Origin of the sequence: Sphingobium sp. RSMS (assembly GCF_005406185.4) — a bacterium.
Taxonomy (GTDB): domain Bacteria; phylum Pseudomonadota; class Alphaproteobacteria; order Sphingomonadales; family Sphingomonadaceae; genus Sphingobium; species Sphingobium fuliginis.
In genome coordinates this window covers 3,312,636-3,330,142 of record NZ_CM191257.1, presented here as the reverse complement: position 1 = coordinate 3,330,142, position 17,507 = coordinate 3,312,636, and the positions used below count along the sequence as shown (strand labels likewise).

Genomic DNA, 17,507 nt, shown 5'->3' with positions numbered 1-17,507 from the left:
GATTGCCGCATTTGCCGAGCGGCCGAATGCGACAATCCGGCGCGAACGGAGAGGTGTCAGGCGCCTTTGCCGTCCAATATGGCGGCAATCGCGACCGTCACATCGTCCATATCGGCCATGCCGTCGACCCGCGAGACGATGCCGCGCGCTTCGTAGATCGGCAGGATCGGCGCGGTCTTGGCGCGATATTCGGCCATGCGGGTGCGGACGGTCTCCTCATTGTCGTCGGGACGGCGCTTGAACTCGTGCCCATGGCACTTGTCGCACTCGCCCTCGACCCTGGGCTGCTTGAAGCTGTCGTGATAGCCCTCGCCACAGGTCGCGCAGGTGAAGCGGCCGGTGATGCGCTCTACCAGGGCATCCTCGTTCACTTCCAGTTCGATCACATGGTCTAGGGTGCGGTTGCGGTCGGCCAATATGCCGTCCAGCGAATGGGCCTGCGCCTCGGTCCGCGGATAGCCGTCGAAGATCACGCCGGTTTCGGGCGCCAGGGCATCCAGCGCCTCCCCGATGATGCCGGAGACGATCTCGTCCGACACCAGTTCGCCGGCCTCCATCACCGCCTTGGCCTTGAGGCCGATGGGCGTCCCGGCCTTCACCGCCGCGCGCAGCATGTCGCCGGTCGAGAGTTGCACCATGGCCCGGCTATCCACCAGGCGCGTCGCCTGCGTTCCCTTGCCGGCGCCCGGAGGGCCGAGCAGAATGATATTCATGTCGCGCATTCTCCCCTGTTCTTCGCGCTTTTTAACGTTCCGCGCTGCTTAGCGCAGACGCCCTTTCAGCTTCGCCTTCTTGATCAGATCCCCATATTGATGGGCGAGCAGGTGGCTCTGGATCTGCGTCACGGTGTCGACCGTAACATTGACGACGATCAACAGGCTAGTCCCACCAAGGTAGAAGGGAATGCCCGCCCGGGCGATCACGAATTCCGGCACCAGGCAGATGAAGGCCAGATAGGCCGCACCGATCACCGTGATCCGGGTGAGCACATAGTCGAGATAATTTTCGGTGTTCTTGCCCGGACGGATGCCGGGAATGAAGCCGCCATTGCGCTTCAGATTGTCGGCCGTCTCTTCCGGATTGAACACCACGGCGGTGTAGAAGAAGCAGAAGAAGACGATGCCGAGACCGTAGAGCGCCATATAGACCGGGCTGCCGTGCGACAGATACTGGTTCAGCGTCAGCACGAAATCGCCCAGCCTGCTCTCGCCCGCCACGGTCTGGCCGGCGAATTGCGAGACGGTGAGCGGCATCAGCAGCAGCGAGCTGGCGAAGATCGGCGGGATCACGCCCGCCGTGTTGACCTTCAGCGGCAGATGGCTGCGGTCGGCCTGCATCAGGCCCTGGCGCGTCTGGCGCTTGGGATATTGGATCAGCACCCGGCGCTGCGCCCGCTCCATGAAGCAGATGAAGGCGATGAGGCCGAAGCCCAGAACGATCACCAGGAAGATGACCAGGCCGGAAATCGCGCCCGTGCTGCTCGACTTGAACAGGTTGCTGAGCGTCACCGGCAATTGCGCGACGATGCCCGCCATGATGATGAGCGAGACGCCGTTGCCGATGCCGCGCGAGGTGATCTGCTCACCCAGCCACATCAGGAACATGGTGCCGCCGATCAGCGAGATCACCGCCGCGACGCGGAACAGATAGCCCGGATCGACCACCGCCTGCACGCCCGACTGGGCGCCGAAGCTTTCCAGCCCCACGGCGATGAAATAGCCCTGGACGGCGGTCAGGCCCACCGTGCCGTAGCGGGTATATTGGTTCAGCTTCTTGCGGCCGCTTTCGCCTTCCTTCTTGATCGCCGCGAGTTGCGGCGAGAGCGAGGCGGCGAGCTGCACCACGATCGACGCCGTGATATAAGGCATCACGCCCAGCGCGATCAGGCTCATGCGCGAGAGCGACCCGCCCGAGAAGGTGTTGAAGATGTCGAGGATGCCGCCATTGGTCTGCTTGTAAAGCTGCGACAACGCGGTCGGATCGACGCCCGGCAGCGGCACGAAGCTCAGGAAGCGGAAAACGATCAGCGCGCCCAGGGTGAACCACAGGCGCTTCTTGAGGTCGGTCGCCTGGCTGAACTTCGCCAGGCTGAGATTGGATGCGAGCTGGTCGGCTCTCGATGCCATCTTGGCTGCCCTTCAAAACATCTTGCCGGGATTTGGAAAGCCCGGAGCGGAATCGCTAACCCCTTAGCGGGGCGATGGGGCGCTGTCGAACCGGGAATTGCACCCCGTCCATTCCGAATGGCCTTGCGCCTGTCGACAGGCTCAGCCTCCACTCGATACGGACGTCGAGGGTTCCGGAGTCCCCAAAACACGTGGCCCCGCTCACCCATATCGGGCAGCGGGGCCATGCTTGCAAGCCTTACGGCTTAATTCACGCCTTCTTCGCGGCCTTGGCGCTGCCCTTCTTGGCGGCGGCCTTTTCAGCGGCGGGAACGACGGCGATCACTTCGACCTTGCCGCCAGCCTTTTCGACGGCTTCGACAGCGCCCTTCGACGCGCCGGCGACGAGCAGGTTGACCTTGGCCGTCAGCTCGCCCTTGCCGAGCAGACGCACGCCATCCTTGCCGCCACGGGCCAGGGCGGCCGCCTTCAGCGCCGCGTGGTCGATGGTGGCATTGGCGTCCAGCTTGCCGGCGTCGATCGCCTTCTGCACCGCGCCGAGGTTCACGATCGCGTAATCCTTGGCGAAGATGTTGTTGAAGCCGCGCTTCGGCAGACGCATGTGGAGCGGCATCTGGCCGCCTTCGAAGCCGTTGATGCTGACGCCCGAACGCGCCTTCGCGCCCTTCTGGCCGCGACCGGCGGTCTTGCCCTTGCCCGAGCCGATACCACGGCCGACGCGCATCCGGCCCTTGCGGGCGCCGGCATTGTCATTGAGTTCGTTAAGCTTGGTCATAATCTGCACTCGCTTTCGCTATGTTCGCGCGAAGGCCCGATCCACCAGGACCGGGCTGGAGCCCCGGCGAATGCCGGGGCCTCGTGAGGCTGGGCACATCCCGTTGGAAGAAGCGCCCAGCGGTTTGAGATCCCGGCTTGCGCCGGGATGACGGTTTAGTCCACCACCGCCACCATATGGGGCAGCTTCGCGATGGCGCCGCGGACTTCCGCAGTGTCTTCCAGCTCCACCACGCGGTGCATCTTGCCAAGGCCGAGGCCGATCAGAATCTTCTTCTGGGCTTCGGGACGGCGGATCGGTGAGCCGATCTGCTTGATCTTGATCTTCGCCATGATGTCTTACTCCGCAATCGCTTCGGCATCCGCCTGGGCGACTTCGGCCGAGGCGCCGCCGCGACGGAGCAGGTCGGCAACCTTCTTGCCGCGACGCTGCGCCACCGCCTTGGGGCTGACCTGTTCACCCAGCGCCTCGAAGGTCGCCCGGATCATGTTGTAGGGGTTCGACGTGCCGTTCGACTTGGTCACGACGTCAGCGACGCCGAGGCTTTCGAACACGGCGCGCATCGGACCGCCCGCGATGATGCCCGTACCGGCAGGCGCCGAACGCACGGTCACCTTGCCGGCGCCGAAATGGCCCTTGCCGTCATGGTGCAGGGTGCGGCCTTCCTTCAGCGGAACGCGGACCATCGCCTTCTTCGCCGAAGCGGTCGCCTTGCTGATGGCTTCGGGCACTTCGCGCGCCTTGCCATGGCCGAAGCCCGCACGGCCCTTGCCGTCACCAACGACGACCAGAGCGGCGAAACCGAAGCGCTTGCCGCCCTTCACCGTCTTCGAGACGCGGTTGATGTGAACCAGCTTCTCGATCAGCTCCTCACCCTGTTCCTCGTCACGATTGCCGCGACGGTCGTCGCGACGGCCACGGCCGCCACGCTCGCCACGGTTGCGGTCGCCGCCACGGCCACGGCCCCGACCGGGACCCCGGCCTTCGGTCTGCTCGCCGCCTTCAACGGCCGCGGGTGCGCCCGGCTGGGCCTGGATATCGTTTTCGTCAGCCATGATCAGAACTCCAGCCCGGCTTCACGGGCCGCATCGGCCAGCGCTTTGACGCGGCCATGGAACAGGAAGCCACCACGGTCGAAGACGACCCGGGTGACGCCGGCGGCGGTCGCCGCAGCGGCAACGCGCTTGCCGACATCCGCAGCGGCATCGGCGGTGGCGCCGGTATTGCCGCGGACATCCTTGTCCAGGGTCGACGCGGCGGCCAGGGTCTTGCCCTGCGCATCGTCGATGATCTGGGCGTAGATGTGACGGCCCGAACGGTGGACGCTGAGGCGCGGACGGGTGCCCGAAACAGCCTTGAGCGCGGTGCGGACGCGGCGGCGACGCCGCGCGAAGAGGGAAAGCTTTGCCATCTTACTTCTTCTTCCCTTCCTTGCGGAAGATGAACTCGCCGGCGTACTTGATGCCCTTGCCCTTATAGGGTTCGGGCTTGCGCCAGCGGCGGATCTCGGCGGCAACCTGACCCACCTGCTGCTTGTCGATGCCGCTGATCTCGACCGTGGTGTTGTCCGGGGTCTTGATCTCGATGCCTTCGGGCACCGCGAAGTCGACGTCATGCGAATAGCCGAGCTGCAGCTTCAGGGTCTTGCCCTGGGCATTGGCGCGGTAGCCGACACCGGTGATCAGCAGCTTCTTCGAGAAGCCCTCCGTCACGCCGGTGATCAGGTTCTGGATCAGCGTGCGCTGCATGCCCCAGAAAGCGCGGGCGCGCTTGCTGTCATTGGCAGGCTTCACCGCGATCGAGCCTTCCTCGATGCTGTAGGTGACTTCGTCGGCCAGCGGCAGCGACAGGGTGCCCTTGGGACCCTTCACCGAAAGCTGGCCGTCGGCGATGGCCGCGGTGACGCCCGCGGGGACGGCAACCGGCTTCTTACCAGTACGGCTCATCAGAACACCTCCGCCAGCACTTCGCCGCCGACATTCTGCTCGCGCGCTTCGGCGTCGGACAGAACGCCCTTGGGCGTCGAGACAATGGTGATGCCAAGGCCGTTGCGCACGACGGGAAGTTCCTTGGAACCCGAATAGACGCGGCGGCCCGGCTTGGACACGCGGGCGACATGCTTGATCGCCGGCTGGCCCTCGAAATATTTCAGCTCGATGCGCAGGCCGGCATGCTTGCCGAGCAGTTCCTCGGAATAGCCGCGGATATAGCCTTCGCGCTGCAGCACGTCGAGCACGCGGGCGCGGAGCTTCGAAGCGGGGGACACAACGCTGTCCTTCTTCGCCTGCTGCCCGTTGCGGATGCGGGTGAGCATATCACCCAGGGGATCGGTCAATGCCATCTCAAATGATCCTTACCAGCTCGACTTGGTGACGCCGGGGATCAGGCCCTTGTTGGCCAGATCACGCAACTGCACGCGGCAGAGACGGAATTTGCGGTAATAGGCCCGGGGACGGCCCGTCAGCTCGCAGCGATTGCGCACGCGGGTCGGGTTGCCGTTGCGGGGGATTTCCGCCATCTTCAGACGCGCGATCAGACGCTCCGTGTCGTCGAGCGCGGTATCGGCTGCGATCGCCTTGAGCTTCGCATAGCGGCCGGCATATTTCTTCACCAGCTTCTTGCGGCGCTCATTCTTGTTGATCGAACTCAGTTTCGCCATGACTTAAGTTCTCTTTCTTAGCCTAACGGTTGGAAAGAGAAGCGGGACCTTTTCAGGCCGCCTGCTTCTCTTCGAGCGGGAAGGGGAAGCCGAAGAGACGCAGCAGTTCGCGCGCTTCCTCGTCCGTCTTCGCCGTGGTGGTCACGATGATGTCCATGCCGCGCACCTTGTCGATGCGGTCATAGTTGATCTCGGGGAAGATGATCTGCTCCTTGATGCCGAAGGCATAGTTGCCGCGGCCGTCGAAGCTCTTCGGGTTGAGACCGCGGAAGTCGCGCACGCGGGGCAGAGCGATGTTGATCAGGCGATCAAGGAACTCATACATGCGCTCGCGGCGCAGCGTGACCTTGGCGCCGATCGGCATGCCTTCACGCAGCTTGAACTGCGCGATCGACTTGCGGGCCTTGGTGATGACCGGCTTCTGGCCGGCGATCAGTTCCATTTCCTCGGCGGCCGAAGTGACCTTCTTCTTGTCCTGCGTGGCTTCGCCAACGCCCATGTTGAGCGTGATCTTCTCGATCTTCGGCACTTCCATGACGTTCTTGTAACCGAACTTCTCGGTCATCGCCTTGGCGATTTCGGCGTCATAGAGCGCCTTCGAGCGCGGGATGTACTTGTCGCTCATTACAGCACCTCACCGGACTTGACGGCGACACGGACCTTCTTGCCGTCGCGATCCTCGAAGCGGACGCGGGTCGGCTTGCCATCCTTGTCGGCGACAGCGACGTTCGAAATGTGGAGCGGCGCGGGCTTGCGCTCGATGCCGCCCTGCGGGTTCGCCTGGTCGGGCTTGCGGTGACGCGCATGCACGTTGATGCCTTCGACGAGGACCTTGTCCTCCTTCGGCAGCACCTGCAGGACGGCGCCGGTGCGGCCCTTGTCCTTGCCGGCCAGGATGACGACCTTGTCGCCCTTCTTGATCTTGGCAGCGCTCATTACAGCACCTCGGGGGCGAGCGAGATGATCTTCATGTGCTTCTTGGCGCGCAGTTCGCGAACGACCGGGCCAAAGATACGGGTGCCGATCGGCTCCTCGTTCTTGTTGATCAGCACGGCGGCATTGCCGTCGAAGCGAATCACGCTACCGTCAGCGCGACGCACGTCCTTGGCGGTGCGCACGATGACGGCGCGGTGCACGTCACCCTTCTTCACCTTGCCACGAGGCGCAGCTTCCTTGATCGAGACGACGATGATGTCGCCCACGCTCGCGAAGCGACGCTTCGAGCCGCCCAGCACCTTGATGCACTGGACGCGCTTGGCGCCGCTGTTGTCAGCGACGTCAAGATTGGATTGCATCTGGATCATGGATCCGGTTCCTTCTTATTTGGCCTACCGGGACAATTCCCGGCGGTTCCGAATTTCACTGCACTAGAGCCCTTGGCGAACCATCTGACTCTCCTTTGAGGAGCCATCTGACTCTACGCGAAGCGCGGGCCTGTACCCTTTCCAGGCGGAAAAGGCCAGCCCCGCGCGACACTTTTCTTCAAAGGCTCAGCGAGCCTCCCTCAGGCCGCCGTTTCCGGCGACTTGTGGGTGTCCACGCGCTCGATGACCTTCCAGGTCTTGAGCTTGGAAATCGGAGCGGTCTCCTCTATGCGGACCGTTTCGCCTTCCTTGTAGACATTGCCCTCGTCATGGGCATGGTACTTCTTCGAACGGCGGATGATCTTGCCGTAGAGCGCATGCTTAACCTTGCGCTCCACGCGAACCACCACCGTCTTGTCGGTCTTGTCGGAAACCACCGTTCCCGTCAGCACGCGCTTGGGCATCGTGTGATTTCCTTCTTACTTCGCAGCCGAGCGCGAACGCTCGGACTGAAGGGTCTTGATCTGCGCGATCGACCGGCGGACTTCACGCACGCGGCTGGGCTTTTCCAGCTGGTTGGTGGCCGCCTGGAAGCGCAGGTTGAACTGCTCGCGCTTCAGGTTGTTGAGTTCGGTCGACAGTTCGTCGTCCGTCTTGGTCTTGAGGTCGGCAACGTTCGCCACGGCTTAGCCCTCCAGGTGCGAGGTGTCGCCGAGGCGGGCAACGACCTTGGTCTTGATGGGCAGCTTCATCGCGGCGCGCGAGAAGGCCTCTGCTGCGAGCGGGCCGGGAACGCCGTCCAGTTCGAACAGGATGCGGCCGGGCTTGACGCGGGCCGCCCAATATTCGACCGAACCCTTGCCCTTGCCCTGCCGGACTTCGGCGGGCTTCTTCGACACCGGCACGTCAGGGAACACGCGGATCCACAGACGGCCCTGACGGCGAAGGTGACGCTGGATCGCGCGGCGGGCCGCCTCGATCTGGCGGGCGGTGACGCGCTCGGGTTCCAGAGCCTTCAGACCGTAAGCGCCGAAGTTCAGGGCCGAACCGCCCTTGGCGTCGCCCTTGATCCGGCCCTTGAAGGTCTTGCGGAACTTCATTTTCTTCGGTTGCAGCATGACGCTATACCTACCTTATTCTCAGCGCGCCGGGCGCACGCCGGAGGTCTGAGCCTCCAGCATCAGCCGGTCGGTAGCCATCGGATCGTGACCAAGGATTTCGCCCTTGAAGATCCAGACCTTGATGCCGCAGACGCCATAAGCGGTGTGCGCTTCGGCTTCGGCATAGTCGACATTCGCGCGCAGCGTGTGCAGCGGAACGCGGCCTTCGCGATACCATTCCACGCGGGCGATCTCCGCGCCGCCCAGACGGCCGCCGCAGGTGATCTTGATGCCTTCGGCGCCGAGACGCAGGGCGCTCTGCACCGCGCGCTTCATTGCACGGCGGAACGCCACGCGGCGCTCCAGCTGGTCGGCAATGCCCTGCGCGACGAGCTTGGAGTCGATTTCCGGCTTGCGGATCTCGACGATGTTCAGGCTGACGTCCGAAGAGGTCAGGCTGCCCAGCTTCTTGCGCAGCTTCTCAATGTCCGCGCCCTTCTTGCCGATGATGACACCGGGGCGGGCAGCGTAGATCGACACGCGGCACAGCTTGGCGGGACGCTCTATCACGACCTTGGAGATCGCGGCCTGCGGCAGGTTCTTCATGATATACTGGCGGATCTTCAGATCCTCCAGCAGCAGGCGGCCATAGTCGGCGCCTTCCGCGAACCAGCGGCTGTCCCAGGTACGGTTGATCTGCAGACGCAGACCGATCGGATTGCTCTTGTGACCCATGTCTCTTACGCCTCCGCTTCTTCAGCTGCTTCGCGAACGACGATGCGCACGCGGCTGAAGGGCTTCAGGATCCGGGTCGACTTGCCGCGGCCGCGAGCGTGGAAGCGCTTCATGGTGAAGCTCTTGCCCACCGATGCTTCCGCGACGACCAGCGAGTCGACGTCCAGATTATGATTGTTTTCCGCATTGGCGATGGCCGAAGCCAGCACCTTGCGCACGTCGACCGCCATCGCCTTCTTCGAGAAGGCGAGGATGTTCAGCGCGTCCTCGACCTTGCGGCCGCGGATGAGCGTGGCGACCAGGTTCAGCTTCTGGGCCGAACCGCGGATCTGCGTGCCGACGGCCAGCGCCTCATTGTCAGCAACGCGACGGGGAGCCTTTTCCTTGCTCATTAGCGCTTGCCCTTCTTGTCGGCGGCGTGGCCGGGGAAGTAGCGGGTCGGGGCGAATTCGCCCAGCTTGTGACCCACCATGTCCTCGTTCACCGAGACCGGCACATGCTTGCGGCCGTTATAGACGTTGAACGTCAGGCCGACGAACTGCGGCAGGATGGTGGAACGGCGCGACCAGGTCTTGATCGGACCCGAACGGCCACCGGCGTCCTGCGCCACTTCCGCCTTCTTCAGAAGGCTGAGGTCCACGAACGGACCTTTCCAGACGGAACGAGCCATCTCGCTTACCTCTTCTTCTTCGCGTGGCGGCTACGGATGATGAACTTGTCCGTCGCCTTGTTGTGGCGGGTGCGCGCACCCTTGGTCGGCTTGCCCCAGGGCGTGACCGGATGACGGCCGCCCGAGGTCCGGCCTTCACCACCGCCATGCGGGTGGTCGACCGGGTTCTTCGCCACACCGCGCGTCAGCGGACGCTTGCCGAGCCAGCGATTGCGACCGGCCTTGGCGAGATTGGTGTTGGCGTTGTCCGGGTTCGACACGGCACCGACGGTGCCCATGCAGTCCGAACGGATGTAGCGCTGCTCGCCCGAGGACAGGCGGACCATCACCATGCCACGATCGCGGCCGACGAGCTGGGCATAGGTGCCCGCCGAACGGCAGAGCTGACCGCCCTTGCCGGGCTTCATCTCGATATTGTGGATGATGGTGCCGACCGGCATCTGGCCGAGTTCCATCGCATTGCCCGGCTTCACGTCGGTCTTCTTGCCCGCGACGACCTTGTCGCCGGGAGCCAGACGCTGCGGCGCCAGGATATAGGCCTGGGTGCCGTCGGGATAGTTGACCAGCGCGATGAAGGCGGTGCGGTTGGGGTCATATTCCAGACGCTCGACCGTGCCCTCGACGTCCCACAGGCGACGCTTGAAGTCGATGATGCGGTAGCGCTGCTTGTGACCGCCGGCGATGCCGCGCGAGGTCACATGACCCTTGTTGTTGCGGCCGCCGGTCTTGCGCTTGCCTTCGGTCAGCGCCTTGACGGGCTTGCCCTTGTGCAGCGCGCTGCGGTCGACGAGGATCAGGCCGCGCTGGGCGGGGCTGGTCGGGTTGTAGCTCTTAAGCGCCATGGTCAGCGCACTCCTTCGGTGATGTCGATCGACTGGCCATCGGCCAGGCGAACGATCGCCTTCTTGACGTCCGAGCGCGTATAGGGCTTGCCCTTCCACTTCTTGGTCTTGCCCTTGGCGACCAGCGTGTTCACGCTCTTGACCGTCACGCCCCAAATGGCTTCGACGGCGGCCTTGATCTCCGGCTTCGACGCATCGTTGGCGACCTTGAAGACCACGGCGTTGTTCTCGGAGAGAAGGGTCGACTTCTCGGTGATGACCGGCGCGACAACGACGTCATAATGACGGTTGTCGACGGTCGCGGCTTCTTTCTTAGCCATTGAAACGCGCCTCCAGCTTTTCGACCGCGGCGCGCGTCAGCACCAGCGAATCCGCCTTAAGGATGTCGTAGACATTGGCGCCGACGGCCGGCAGCAGGTCCACGCCGACGATGTTCGCCGAAGCCTTCGCGAAGCTGACGTTCACCGCGTCGCCGTCGATGAACAGAGCCTTGTTGAGGTTCAGCTTGGCGAGGTGCGCGACCAGAGCCTTGGTCTTGCCTTCCGCCACGTCGAGATTGTCGAGAACGATCAGCGATCCGTCCTTGGCCTTCGACGACAGGGCCATTTTCAGGCCGAGCGCACGAACCTTCTTGTTGAGGTCGTGGCCGAAGGTGCGGGCGCGGGCGCCGTGCGCCTTACCACCGCCGATGAACACGGGCGCCTTGCGGTCGCCGTGACGGGCGGTGCCGCCGCCCTTCTGGCGGCCGAACTTCTTGCCGGTGCGGGCAACGTCCGAACGCTCGCGGGTGGCGCGGGCCGGGGCGCGACGCTTTTCGAGTTGCCAGGTGACGACGCGGTGCAGGATGTCGGTGCGGGGTTCGACGCCGAACACGGCATCGTTCAGTTCCACTTCACCGGCGGCTGCGGCATCGAGGGTCTGTACCTTGACCTTCATGATTAGCCCTCCTGGCCTTCGGTCGCTTCGGGAGCGGCCGCTTCTTCAGCGGGCGTTTCGGCCGGAGCGTTGTTGCTGTTGGCAGCCTGCTTCAGGCTCGCCGGATAGGGAGCGTCGGCTGGACGCTTGACCTTGACGGCGTCGCAGACGGTCAGCCAGGTGCCCTTGGCGCCGGGGACGCTGCCCTTGACGAACAGCAGGCCGCGCTCGACGTCCGTGCGGACGATTTCGAGATTCTGCTGGGTGCGCTCGCGGTCACCCATGTGACCGGCCATCTTCTTGTTCTTGAAGACGCGGCCCGGGTCCTGACGGTTACCGGTCGAACCATGGGCACGGTGGCTGATCGAGACGCCGTGGGTGGCGCGCATACCGCCGAAGCCCCAGCGCTTCATGGCGCCGGCGAAACCCTTACCCTGGGTGTGGCCGGCAACGTCGACCAGCTGGCCGGCGATGAAGTGGTCGGCCGCGATCTCGGCGCCGACATCGAGGAGCGCATCCTCGGCAACGCGGAATTCGACCAGGCGCGCTTTCGGCTCCACTTCCGCCTTGGCGAAGTGACCGCGCTGCGGCTTGGCGACATTCTTGACCTTCGCGACGCCCGCACCGAGCTGAACCGCGACATAGCCGTCGCGATCGGTTTCCTTGCGGGCCACGACCTGATTGCCCTCAAGGGCCAGAACCGTAACCGGAATATGACGTCCGTCCTCCTGGAACAGACGGGTCATCCCGACTTTCTTAGCGATCACGCCTGTGCGCATCACCGATTACTCCCATAGAGGCCCGCCTTAGCAGCGGGCGTATCCAACGAAAAAACCGCTCAGGATTTCTCCCTCGCGGCCCAACCCCAATATAGATCACCCCGTCCGGGTTGGATGCCGACCCCTATTCGGGACCAGCGACGGGGGACCAGGACCACGAGCCCTTTCCGGTTCACCGGAGAGGCCGTGCGGTATCCCTGTGTCTTTTGAGCTTCCGGCCAGCGGAATGCCCGATACCCTGCCCACCTTGCGGGTTGGCAGGGACTTGCCGGCTTCAGGCCAGCTTGATTTCGACGTTCACGCCGGCAGCCAGATCCAGCTTCATCAGCGCGTCGACCGTCTGCGGCGTCGGCTGCACAATGTCAAGCATGCGCTTGTAGGTGCGGACCTCGAACTGCTCGCGCGACTTCTTGTCGATGTGCGGGCCACGGTTGACCGTGAACTTTTCGATGCGCGTCGGAAGGGGAATCGGACCGCGGATAAGGGCGCCGGTGCGGCGGGCGGTGTCGGCGATGTCGCCGGTCGCCTGATCGAGCACGCGATGATCGAACGCCTTGAGGCGAATGCGGATGTTGCTGTCCATTGTTCCTGTACCGATGCGAAAGAGCCAAAACCCGGAGCATTTTCAGAAATCAGCCGGAGCAGCCGATGATTTATGAAAATGCGCCAACCAAAAAATATCCGCCCCGTTCCTTGCCCTTCTAGCTCGACTGGAGCCGGAGAAAGGCGATCCGGGGCGGTAAAAAACTCAGCGGCGCGAATCAGGCGATTCGCGCCGCTGCGGTCCTATATTACTTCGAGATCGTGCCGACAACCCCTGCGCCGACGGTGCGGCCGCCTTCGCGGATGGCGAAGCGGAGACCCGCGTCCATCGCGATCGGGGCGATCAGCTTCACGCCGAGCTTCACGTTATCGCCGGGCATGACCATCTCGGTGCCCTCGGGCAGGATCACTTCGCCGGTCACGTCGGTGGTGCGGAAGTAGAACTGCGGACGATAGTTGGCGAAGAACGGAGTGTGACGGCCGCCTTCTTCCTTCGACAGGACGTAGACTTCCGCGTCGAACTCGGTGTGCGGGGTGATGGTGCCGGGCTTGGCCAGAACCTGACCGCGCTCGACTTCTTCACGGCCCACGCCACGGATCAGCGCGCCGATGTTGTCGCCGGCCTCACCCTGATCGAGCAGCTTGCGGAACATTTCGACGCCGGTCACGGTGGTCTTGCGGGTATCCTTCAGACCGACGATCTCGACTTCCTCGCCAACCTTGACGATGCCGGTCTCGACGCGGCCGGTCACGACGGTGCCGCGACCCGAGATCGAGAACACGTCTTCGATCGGCATCAGGAACGGACGATCGACCGGACGCTCCGGCTGCGGGATGAACGAGTCGACAGCGGCCATCAGCTTCAGAACGGCGTTCTTGCCGATTTCGTCGTTCGAACCGTCCAGAGCCTTGACGGCCGAACCGGGGATGACGGGGATGTTGTCGCCGTCGAAGTCGTAGGACGACAGCAGCTCGCGGATTTCCAGCTCGACCAGTTCCAAGATTTCCGGATCGTCGACGAGGTCGACCTTGTTCATGAACACGACGAGCTGCGGCACGCCGACCTGGCGGGCGAGCAGGATGTGCTCGCGGGTCTGCGGCATCGGGCCGTCGGTGGCCGAAACGACGAGGATCGCGCCGTCCATCTGGGCCGCGCCGGTGATCATGTTCTTGACGTAGTCGGCGTGACCCGGGCAGTCGACGTGCGCGTAGTGACGGGCTTCGGTCTCATATTCGACGTGGGCGGTCGAGATGGTGATGCCGCGCTCGCGCTCTTCGGGCGCCTTGTCGATATTGGCATAGTCGACGAAGGTCGCGCCGCCGGTTTCGGCGAGCACCTTGGTGATCGCCGCGGTCAGCGAGGTCTTGCCATGGTCGACGTGACCGATGGTGCCGATGTTGCAGTGCGGCTTGTTCCGCTCAAACTTAGCCTTAGCCATTTTATCCTACCTTCTAATCAAATCAGCTTTGGTCTGACCGCTCGGCCGCGCCTCGCGAAGGCGCGTCCATAGCAGCAAATTTAGAGAATGCCAGCCCAAAACCGAGCCGCTTGCGCGGCCCGGCCCGGGAAATTCATCAGGCCATCTTCGCCTTGACCTCGTCCGCCACATTCTGCGGCACTTCGTCATAGTGCGAGAAGATCATCGAGTAGTTCGCGCGCCCCTGGGTGAACGAGCGAAGCTGGTTCACATAGCCGAACATGTTGGCCAGCGGGACCATCGCCTCGACCACCTGCGCGTTGCCGCGGCTGTCGGTGCCCTGGATCTGGCCGCGGCGGCTGTTCATGTCGCCGATGACGTCGCCCAGATATTCCTCCGGGGTCACGACCTCGACCTTCATGATCGGTTCAAGCAGCTTGATGCCCGACTTGGCGGCCGCCTCGCGCATGGCGCCGCGGGCGCAGATTTCAAAGGCCAGGGCCGACGAGTCGACGTCGTGATAGGCGCCGTCCGTCAGGTGGACTTCGAAGTCGATGATCGGGAAGCCGATGAGATGACCGGTCTCGGCCGTCTCGCGGAAGCCCTTTTCCACCGACGGGATATATTCGCGCGGGATGTTGCCGCCCTTGATCTCGTCGAAGAACTGGTAGCCCGAACCGCGCTCGCCGGGGATGACGGTGACCTTGACGCGGCCGAACTGGCCCGAGCCGCCCGACTGCTTCTTGTGGGTGTAGTCGATGTCGACCTTCTTCGCGAGATATTCGCGATAGGCGACCTGCGGCGCGCCGACATTGGCCTCGACCTTGAACTCGCGCTTCATGCGGTCGACGAGGATTTCGAGGTGCAGTTCGCCCATGCCCTTGATGATGGTCTGGCCCGATTCGTGGTCGGTCGAGACGCGGAAGGACGGATCCTCGGCGGCCAGGCGGTTGAGCGCGATGCCCATCTTTTCCTGGTCGGCCTTGGTCTTGGGTTCGACCGACAGCTCGATCACCGGCTCGGGGAATTCCATCCGCTCCAGGATGATCGGCTGGCGCTCGGCGCACAGCGTATCGCCGGTGGTGGTTTCCTTGAGGCCCGCCAGGGCGACGATGTCGCCGGCATAGGCGGTGTCGATGTCCTCACGCGAGTTGGCGTGCATGAGGAGCATGCGGCCGATCTTTTCCTTCTTGTCCTTGACCGAGTTCAGATAGCTGCCCTTGGTCAGCGTGCCCGAATAGACGCGCAGGAAGGTGAGCGAACCCACGAACGGGTCGTTCATGATCTTGAACGCCAGACCCGAGAAGGGCGCATCGTCGGCCGTCTTGCGGCTGTCGGGCTCGTCGGTATCGGGGTTGATGCCCTGAACGTCGGGAATGTCGAGCGGCGAGGGCAGATAGTCGACCACCGCGTCGAGCAGCGGCTGCACGCCCTTGTTCTTGAACGCCGAACCGCACAGCACCGGCACGAAGGCATGGCCCAGCGTGCCCTTGCGGATCAGCTTCTTGAGCGTGGCGACGTCGGGCAGATTGCCTTCCAGATAGGCTTCCATCGCATCGTCGTCCTGTTCGACGGCGAGCTCGATCAGCTTCTCGCGATATTCGGCGGCCTTGTCGGCGAGGTCGGCCGGAATCTCCTCATAGGTGAACTCGGCGCCCAGATTCTCATCCTTCCAGATGATGGCGCGGTTCTCGACCAGGTCGACCAGGCCCTTGAAGTCCGATTCCGCGCCGATGGGCAGATAGAGGACGGCCGGGGTGGCGCCCAGACGGTCGATGATCGTCTGCACGCAATAATAGAAGTTGGCGCCGGTGCGGTCGAGCTTGTTGATGAAGCACATCCGCGGAACCTTGTACTTGTCCGCCTGGCGCCACACGGTTTCCGACTGCGGCTCAACGCCCGCGACGCCGTCGAACGCGGCGACCGCGCCATCGAGCACGCGCAGCGAACGCTCGACTTCAATGGTGAAGTCGACGTGGCCGGGGGTGTCGATGATGTTCAGGCGATGATCGTTCCAGAAGCAGGTCGTCGCAGCCGACGTGATGGTGATCCCACGCTCCTGCTCCTGCTCCATCCAGTCCATGGTGGCGGCGCCGTCATGGACTTCGCCGATCTTGTAGGACTTGCCGGTATAGTAAAGGATACGCTCGGTCGTGGTGGTCTTGCCGGCGTCGATATGCGCCATGATACCGAAATTGCGATAGCGTTCGAGCGGATGGCTGCGGGCCATGATGCTTCTCCGTTGCCGGCGCGCCGGCGGTTGGGGATTCGTTAAATCTGCGCGTGGCCCCTAAACCAATCCGTCCGCCATGGGTAGCCACCCGTGGCGAACGGACCGATTTTTCGAAACCATGAGAGGAAGCGGACGATATGGGCGCCCGCTTCGCCTTTTTCCAGCGCCGGATTACCAGCGATAGTGCGAGAAGGCGCGGTTCGCTTCCGCCATGCGGTGCGTGTCTTCGCGCTTCTTGACGGCATTGCCGCGGTTGTTGGCGGCGTCCAGCAGTTCACCCGACAGGCGGGCGGCCATGGTGGTTTCGCTGCGGTTGCGCGACGCGGTGATCAGCCAGCGGATCGCCAGCGCCTGGGCGCGCTCCGGGCGCACTTCGACGGGGACCTGGTAGGTCGCACCGCCGACGCGGCGGCTGCGGACCTCGATGCCGGGCTTCACATTGTTCAGCGCGTCATGGAACATGGCGATCGGGTCCTTCTTGGACTTCGCCTCGACAGTGTCGAGAGCGCCGTACACGATGGACTCGGCGACGGCCTTCTTGCCGTCCTGCATGATGCTGTTCATGAACTTCGACAGCACGACATCACCGAATTTGGGATCGGGCAGGATGACGCGCTTTTCGGGGCGACGACGACGTGACATATTACTGGTCTCCCCTTACTTCGGACGCTTGGCGCCGTACTTCGAACGGCTCTGCTTGCGGTCCTTGACGCCCTGGGTATCCAGAACGCCGCGCAGCACATGATAGCGCACACCGGGAAGGTCGCGCACGCGGCCGCCGCGGATCAGCACGACGCTGTGCTCCTGAAGGTTGTGGCCTTCGCCCGGAATGTAGGTGATGACTTCGCGCTGGTTGACCAGGCGCACCTTCGCCACCTTGCGGAGAGCCGAGTTCGGCTTCTTCGGGGTCGTCGTGTAGACACGGGTGCAAACGCCGCGCTTCTGCGGGTTCGCTTCCATTGCAGGGACCTTCGACTTGGTCTTCTGCAGTTCGCGGCCCTTGCGGACCAGCTGGTTGATCGTTGGCATGAAGCCCTTCACCTCTTTCAGTTACTTTACCGCATGCATTCCCGCGTTCCTTGCGGCCTGGAAAACGAATCGCCTCCAAACAGCAAAGGCTCCGGCGGAAACCCGCCCGGAGCCGCAAGAGCACCGGCAATGTTCAGCTCTGATGCCCTGAGGACCGGGGTTCGGCGCGAACGAATCCGTCCATTCCGGCCTTTGGGCAGGCGCGCCTATAGCCATGTGGCGGCCGCCGGTCAAGAACAGGCCCGACGATCCGCCCCGTCCCGATCCGACGTGGCGGGGACGCCAGGAGATGACGCCTTTCTATCCAGCGCCGCAGAGGCTGGCGAGGCCGGTTTGCGAAGGGCGGAGAGCGCCGGCAAAAATTTCGCGGGGGACCGGA

27 protein-coding genes are annotated in these 17,507 nt (G+C 63.7%); all 27 read right to left on the bottom strand.

Features of this window, described 5'->3' with window-relative positions; genetic code table 11:
* Window positions 1–56: 56 nt before the first annotated feature.
* The 27 genes from EGM87_RS16280 to rpsL all read right to left on the bottom strand — a co-directional run bounded on the left by EGM87_RS16280 (window position 57) and on the right by rpsL (window position 17,128).
* A complete protein-coding gene (locus tag EGM87_RS16280) occupies window positions 57–713 on the bottom strand; it encodes an adenylate kinase (protein WP_048576451.1) in 657 nt (218 codons plus the stop codon).
* Between the two features lie 48 nt (window positions 714–761).
* Window positions 762–2,126 carry a preprotein translocase subunit SecY gene (gene secY, locus EGM87_RS16275; RefSeq protein ID WP_013847751.1) on the bottom strand — a complete coding sequence of 455 codons (1,365 nt, stop codon included), beginning with the start codon at window positions 2,124–2,126 and terminating at the stop codon, window positions 762–764.
* Between the two features lie 250 nt (window positions 2,127–2,376).
* Complete coding sequence (gene rplO / locus EGM87_RS16270) at window positions 2,377–2,901, bottom strand: 50S ribosomal protein L15 (RefSeq protein ID WP_025547286.1); 525 nt, start codon at window positions 2,899–2,901, stop codon at window positions 2,377–2,379.
* A 155-nt stretch (window positions 2,902–3,056) separates the two neighbouring features.
* The gene (gene rpmD / locus EGM87_RS16265; RefSeq protein WP_013847753.1) at window positions 3,057–3,233 is read right to left on the bottom strand and encodes a 50S ribosomal protein L30; all 177 of its coding nucleotides are present in this window, start codon (window positions 3,231–3,233) and stop codon (window positions 3,057–3,059) included.
* Between the two features lie 6 nt (window positions 3,234–3,239).
* Window positions 3,240–3,956 carry a 30S ribosomal protein S5 gene (gene rpsE / locus EGM87_RS16260; RefSeq protein WP_044661335.1) on the bottom strand — a complete coding sequence of 239 codons (717 nt, stop codon included), beginning with the start codon at window positions 3,954–3,956 and terminating at the stop codon, window positions 3,240–3,242.
* A 2-nt stretch (window positions 3,957–3,958) separates the two neighbouring features.
* Entirely contained in the window at window positions 3,959–4,312 is a 354-nt protein-coding gene (gene rplR, locus EGM87_RS16255; RefSeq protein ID WP_025547282.1) for a 50S ribosomal protein L18, read from the bottom strand.
* Window position 4,313: 1 nt separating this feature from the next.
* Window positions 4,314–4,847 carry a 50S ribosomal protein L6 gene (gene rplF, locus EGM87_RS16250; RefSeq protein WP_025547280.1) on the bottom strand — a complete coding sequence of 178 codons (534 nt, stop codon included), beginning with the start codon at window positions 4,845–4,847 and terminating at the stop codon, window positions 4,314–4,316.
* Complete coding sequence (gene rpsH, locus EGM87_RS16245) at window positions 4,847–5,242, bottom strand: 30S ribosomal protein S8 (RefSeq protein ID WP_025547278.1); 396 nt, start codon at window positions 5,240–5,242, stop codon at window positions 4,847–4,849. The genes rplF and rpsH overlap by 1 nt, the downstream gene beginning before the upstream one ends.
* Before the next feature lie 12 nt (window positions 5,243–5,254).
* Window positions 5,255–5,560 carry a 30S ribosomal protein S14 gene (gene rpsN / locus EGM87_RS16240; RefSeq protein ID WP_025547277.1) on the bottom strand — a complete coding sequence of 102 codons (306 nt, stop codon included), beginning with the start codon at window positions 5,558–5,560 and terminating at the stop codon, window positions 5,255–5,257.
* Between the two features lie 52 nt (window positions 5,561–5,612).
* Complete coding sequence (gene rplE, locus EGM87_RS16235; RefSeq protein ID WP_037481563.1) at window positions 5,613–6,185, bottom strand: 50S ribosomal protein L5; 573 nt, start codon at window positions 6,183–6,185, stop codon at window positions 5,613–5,615.
* Entirely contained in the window at window positions 6,185–6,496 is a 312-nt protein-coding gene (rplX, locus tag EGM87_RS16230; protein WP_025547274.1) for a 50S ribosomal protein L24, read from the bottom strand. Before rplX ends, rplE begins: the two co-directional genes overlap by 1 nt.
* On the bottom strand, window positions 6,496–6,864 hold the full coding sequence (gene rplN / locus EGM87_RS16225; RefSeq protein ID WP_007686569.1) for a 50S ribosomal protein L14: 369 nt from the start codon (window positions 6,862–6,864) through the stop codon (window positions 6,496–6,498). Before rplN ends, rplX begins: the two co-directional genes overlap by 1 nt.
* 200 nt (window positions 6,865–7,064) lie before the next feature.
* Window positions 7,065–7,328 (bottom strand): 30S ribosomal protein S17, encoded by a 264-nt coding sequence (rpsQ, locus tag EGM87_RS16220; protein WP_006960320.1) that lies wholly within the window; start codon window positions 7,326–7,328, stop codon window positions 7,065–7,067.
* Window positions 7,329–7,343: 15 nt separating this feature from the next.
* The gene (gene rpmC, locus EGM87_RS16215) at window positions 7,344–7,547 is read right to left on the bottom strand and encodes a 50S ribosomal protein L29 (protein WP_013847759.1); all 204 of its coding nucleotides are present in this window, start codon (window positions 7,545–7,547) and stop codon (window positions 7,344–7,346) included.
* Window positions 7,548–7,550: 3 nt separating this feature from the next.
* Window positions 7,551–7,982 carry a 50S ribosomal protein L16 gene (rplP, locus tag EGM87_RS16210; RefSeq protein WP_007686573.1) on the bottom strand — a complete coding sequence of 144 codons (432 nt, stop codon included), beginning with the start codon at window positions 7,980–7,982 and terminating at the stop codon, window positions 7,551–7,553.
* Window positions 7,983–8,003: 21 nt separating this feature from the next.
* A complete protein-coding gene (gene rpsC, locus EGM87_RS16205; protein ID WP_021239758.1) occupies window positions 8,004–8,699 on the bottom strand; it encodes a 30S ribosomal protein S3 in 696 nt (231 codons plus the stop codon).
* A 5-nt stretch (window positions 8,700–8,704) separates the two neighbouring features.
* A complete protein-coding gene (gene rplV, locus EGM87_RS16200; protein WP_025547267.1) occupies window positions 8,705–9,091 on the bottom strand; it encodes a 50S ribosomal protein L22 in 387 nt (128 codons plus the stop codon).
* Window positions 9,091–9,369 (bottom strand): 30S ribosomal protein S19, encoded by a 279-nt coding sequence (gene rpsS, locus EGM87_RS16195; RefSeq protein WP_007686576.1) that lies wholly within the window; start codon window positions 9,367–9,369, stop codon window positions 9,091–9,093. The genes rplV and rpsS overlap by 1 nt, the downstream gene beginning before the upstream one ends.
* Window positions 9,370–9,374: 5 nt before the next feature.
* A complete protein-coding gene (gene rplB / locus EGM87_RS16190; protein WP_007686579.1) occupies window positions 9,375–10,211 on the bottom strand; it encodes a 50S ribosomal protein L2 in 837 nt (278 codons plus the stop codon).
* A gap of 2 nt (window positions 10,212–10,213) precedes the next feature.
* Window positions 10,214–10,531, bottom strand: a complete 318-nt coding sequence (locus tag EGM87_RS16185) for a 50S ribosomal protein L23 (RefSeq protein ID WP_007686581.1) — start codon at window positions 10,529–10,531, stop codon at window positions 10,214–10,216.
* Complete coding sequence (gene rplD, locus EGM87_RS16180; protein ID WP_025547264.1) at window positions 10,524–11,147, bottom strand: 50S ribosomal protein L4; 624 nt, start codon at window positions 11,145–11,147, stop codon at window positions 10,524–10,526. The genes EGM87_RS16185 and rplD overlap by 8 nt, the downstream gene beginning before the upstream one ends.
* Window positions 11,148–11,149: 2 nt before the next feature.
* Entirely contained in the window at window positions 11,150–11,905 is a 756-nt protein-coding gene (rplC, locus tag EGM87_RS16175; RefSeq protein ID WP_025547262.1) for a 50S ribosomal protein L3, read from the bottom strand.
* A gap of 274 nt (window positions 11,906–12,179) precedes the next feature.
* Entirely contained in the window at window positions 12,180–12,488 is a 309-nt protein-coding gene (gene rpsJ / locus EGM87_RS16170) for a 30S ribosomal protein S10 (protein ID WP_007686587.1), read from the bottom strand.
* A gap of 208 nt (window positions 12,489–12,696) precedes the next feature.
* A complete protein-coding gene (gene tuf, locus EGM87_RS16165; protein WP_025547259.1) occupies window positions 12,697–13,887 on the bottom strand; it encodes an elongation factor Tu in 1,191 nt (396 codons plus the stop codon).
* A 136-nt stretch (window positions 13,888–14,023) separates the two neighbouring features.
* Window positions 14,024–16,096, bottom strand: a complete 2,073-nt coding sequence (gene fusA / locus EGM87_RS16160) for an elongation factor G (protein ID WP_044661334.1) — start codon at window positions 16,094–16,096, stop codon at window positions 14,024–14,026.
* 174 nt (window positions 16,097–16,270) lie between these two features.
* Window positions 16,271–16,741, bottom strand: a complete 471-nt coding sequence (gene rpsG, locus EGM87_RS16155; protein ID WP_007686590.1) for a 30S ribosomal protein S7 — start codon at window positions 16,739–16,741, stop codon at window positions 16,271–16,273.
* 15 nt (window positions 16,742–16,756) lie between these two features.
* On the bottom strand, window positions 16,757–17,128 hold the full coding sequence (gene rpsL / locus EGM87_RS16150; protein WP_007686591.1) for a 30S ribosomal protein S12: 372 nt from the start codon (window positions 17,126–17,128) through the stop codon (window positions 16,757–16,759).
* Window positions 17,129–17,507 lie beyond the last annotated feature (379 nt).

Coding starts and splice junctions, on each gene's coding strand:
- rplC (WP_025547262.1), bottom strand. CDS start 11,905: ATGCGCACAGGCGTGATCGCTAAGAAAGTCGGGATGACCCGTCTGTTC.
- rplV (WP_025547267.1), bottom strand. CDS start 9,091: ATGAGCAAGGAAAAGGCTCCCCGTCGCGTTGCTGACAATGAGGCGCTG.
- tuf (WP_025547259.1), bottom strand. CDS start 13,887: ATGGCTAAGGCTAAGTTTGAGCGGAACAAGCCGCACTGCAACATCGGC.
- rplE (WP_037481563.1), bottom strand. CDS start 6,185: ATGAGCGACAAGTACATCCCGCGCTCGAAGGCGCTCTATGACGCCGAA.
- rplF (WP_025547280.1), bottom strand. CDS start 4,847: ATGAGCCGTACTGGTAAGAAGCCGGTTGCCGTCCCCGCGGGCGTCACC.
- rpsL (WP_007686591.1), bottom strand. CDS start 17,128: ATGCCAACGATCAACCAGCTGGTCCGCAAGGGCCGCGAACTGCAGAAG.
- rplR (WP_025547282.1), bottom strand. CDS start 4,312: ATGGCAAAGCTTTCCCTCTTCGCGCGGCGTCGCCGCCGCGTCCGCACC.
- EGM87_RS16185 (WP_007686581.1), bottom strand. CDS start 10,531: ATGGCTAAGAAAGAAGCCGCGACCGTCGACAACCGTCATTATGACGTC.
- fusA (WP_044661334.1), bottom strand. CDS start 16,096: ATGGCCCGCAGCCATCCGCTCGAACGCTATCGCAATTTCGGTATCATG.
- rplP (WP_007686573.1), bottom strand. CDS start 7,982: ATGCTGCAACCGAAGAAAATGAAGTTCCGCAAGACCTTCAAGGGCCGG.
- rpsG (WP_007686590.1), bottom strand. CDS start 16,741: ATGTCACGTCGTCGTCGCCCCGAAAAGCGCGTCATCCTGCCCGATCCC.
- rpsC (WP_021239758.1), bottom strand. CDS start 8,699: ATGGGTCACAAGAGCAATCCGATCGGTCTGCGTCTGCAGATCAACCGT.
- rpsH (WP_025547278.1), bottom strand. CDS start 5,242: ATGGCATTGACCGATCCCCTGGGTGATATGCTCACCCGCATCCGCAAC.
- rplX (WP_025547274.1), bottom strand. CDS start 6,496: ATGAGCGCTGCCAAGATCAAGAAGGGCGACAAGGTCGTCATCCTGGCC.
- rplB (WP_007686579.1), bottom strand. CDS start 10,211: ATGGCGCTTAAGAGCTACAACCCGACCAGCCCCGCCCAGCGCGGCCTG.
- EGM87_RS16280 (WP_048576451.1), bottom strand. CDS start 713: ATGAATATCATTCTGCTCGGCCCTCCGGGCGCCGGCAAGGGAACGCAG.
- rpmD (WP_013847753.1), bottom strand. CDS start 3,233: ATGGCGAAGATCAAGATCAAGCAGATCGGCTCACCGATCCGCCGTCCC.
- rpsQ (WP_006960320.1), bottom strand. CDS start 7,328: ATGCCCAAGCGCGTGCTGACGGGAACGGTGGTTTCCGACAAGACCGAC.
- rpsE (WP_044661335.1), bottom strand. CDS start 3,956: ATGGCTGACGAAAACGATATCCAGGCCCAGCCGGGCGCACCCGCGGCC.
- rplD (WP_025547264.1), bottom strand. CDS start 11,147: ATGAAGGTCAAGGTACAGACCCTCGATGCCGCAGCCGCCGGTGAAGTG.
- secY (WP_013847751.1), bottom strand. CDS start 2,126: ATGGCATCGAGAGCCGACCAGCTCGCATCCAATCTCAGCCTGGCGAAG.
- rplO (WP_025547286.1), bottom strand. CDS start 2,901: ATGACCAAGCTTAACGAACTCAATGACAATGCCGGCGCCCGCAAGGGC.
- rpsJ (WP_007686587.1), bottom strand. CDS start 12,488: ATGGACAGCAACATCCGCATTCGCCTCAAGGCGTTCGATCATCGCGTG.
- rpsN (WP_025547277.1), bottom strand. CDS start 5,560: ATGGCGAAACTGAGTTCGATCAACAAGAATGAGCGCCGCAAGAAGCTG.
- rpsS (WP_007686576.1), bottom strand. CDS start 9,369: ATGGCTCGTTCCGTCTGGAAAGGTCCGTTCGTGGACCTCAGCCTTCTG.
- rplN (WP_007686569.1), bottom strand. CDS start 6,864: ATGATCCAGATGCAATCCAATCTTGACGTCGCTGACAACAGCGGCGCC.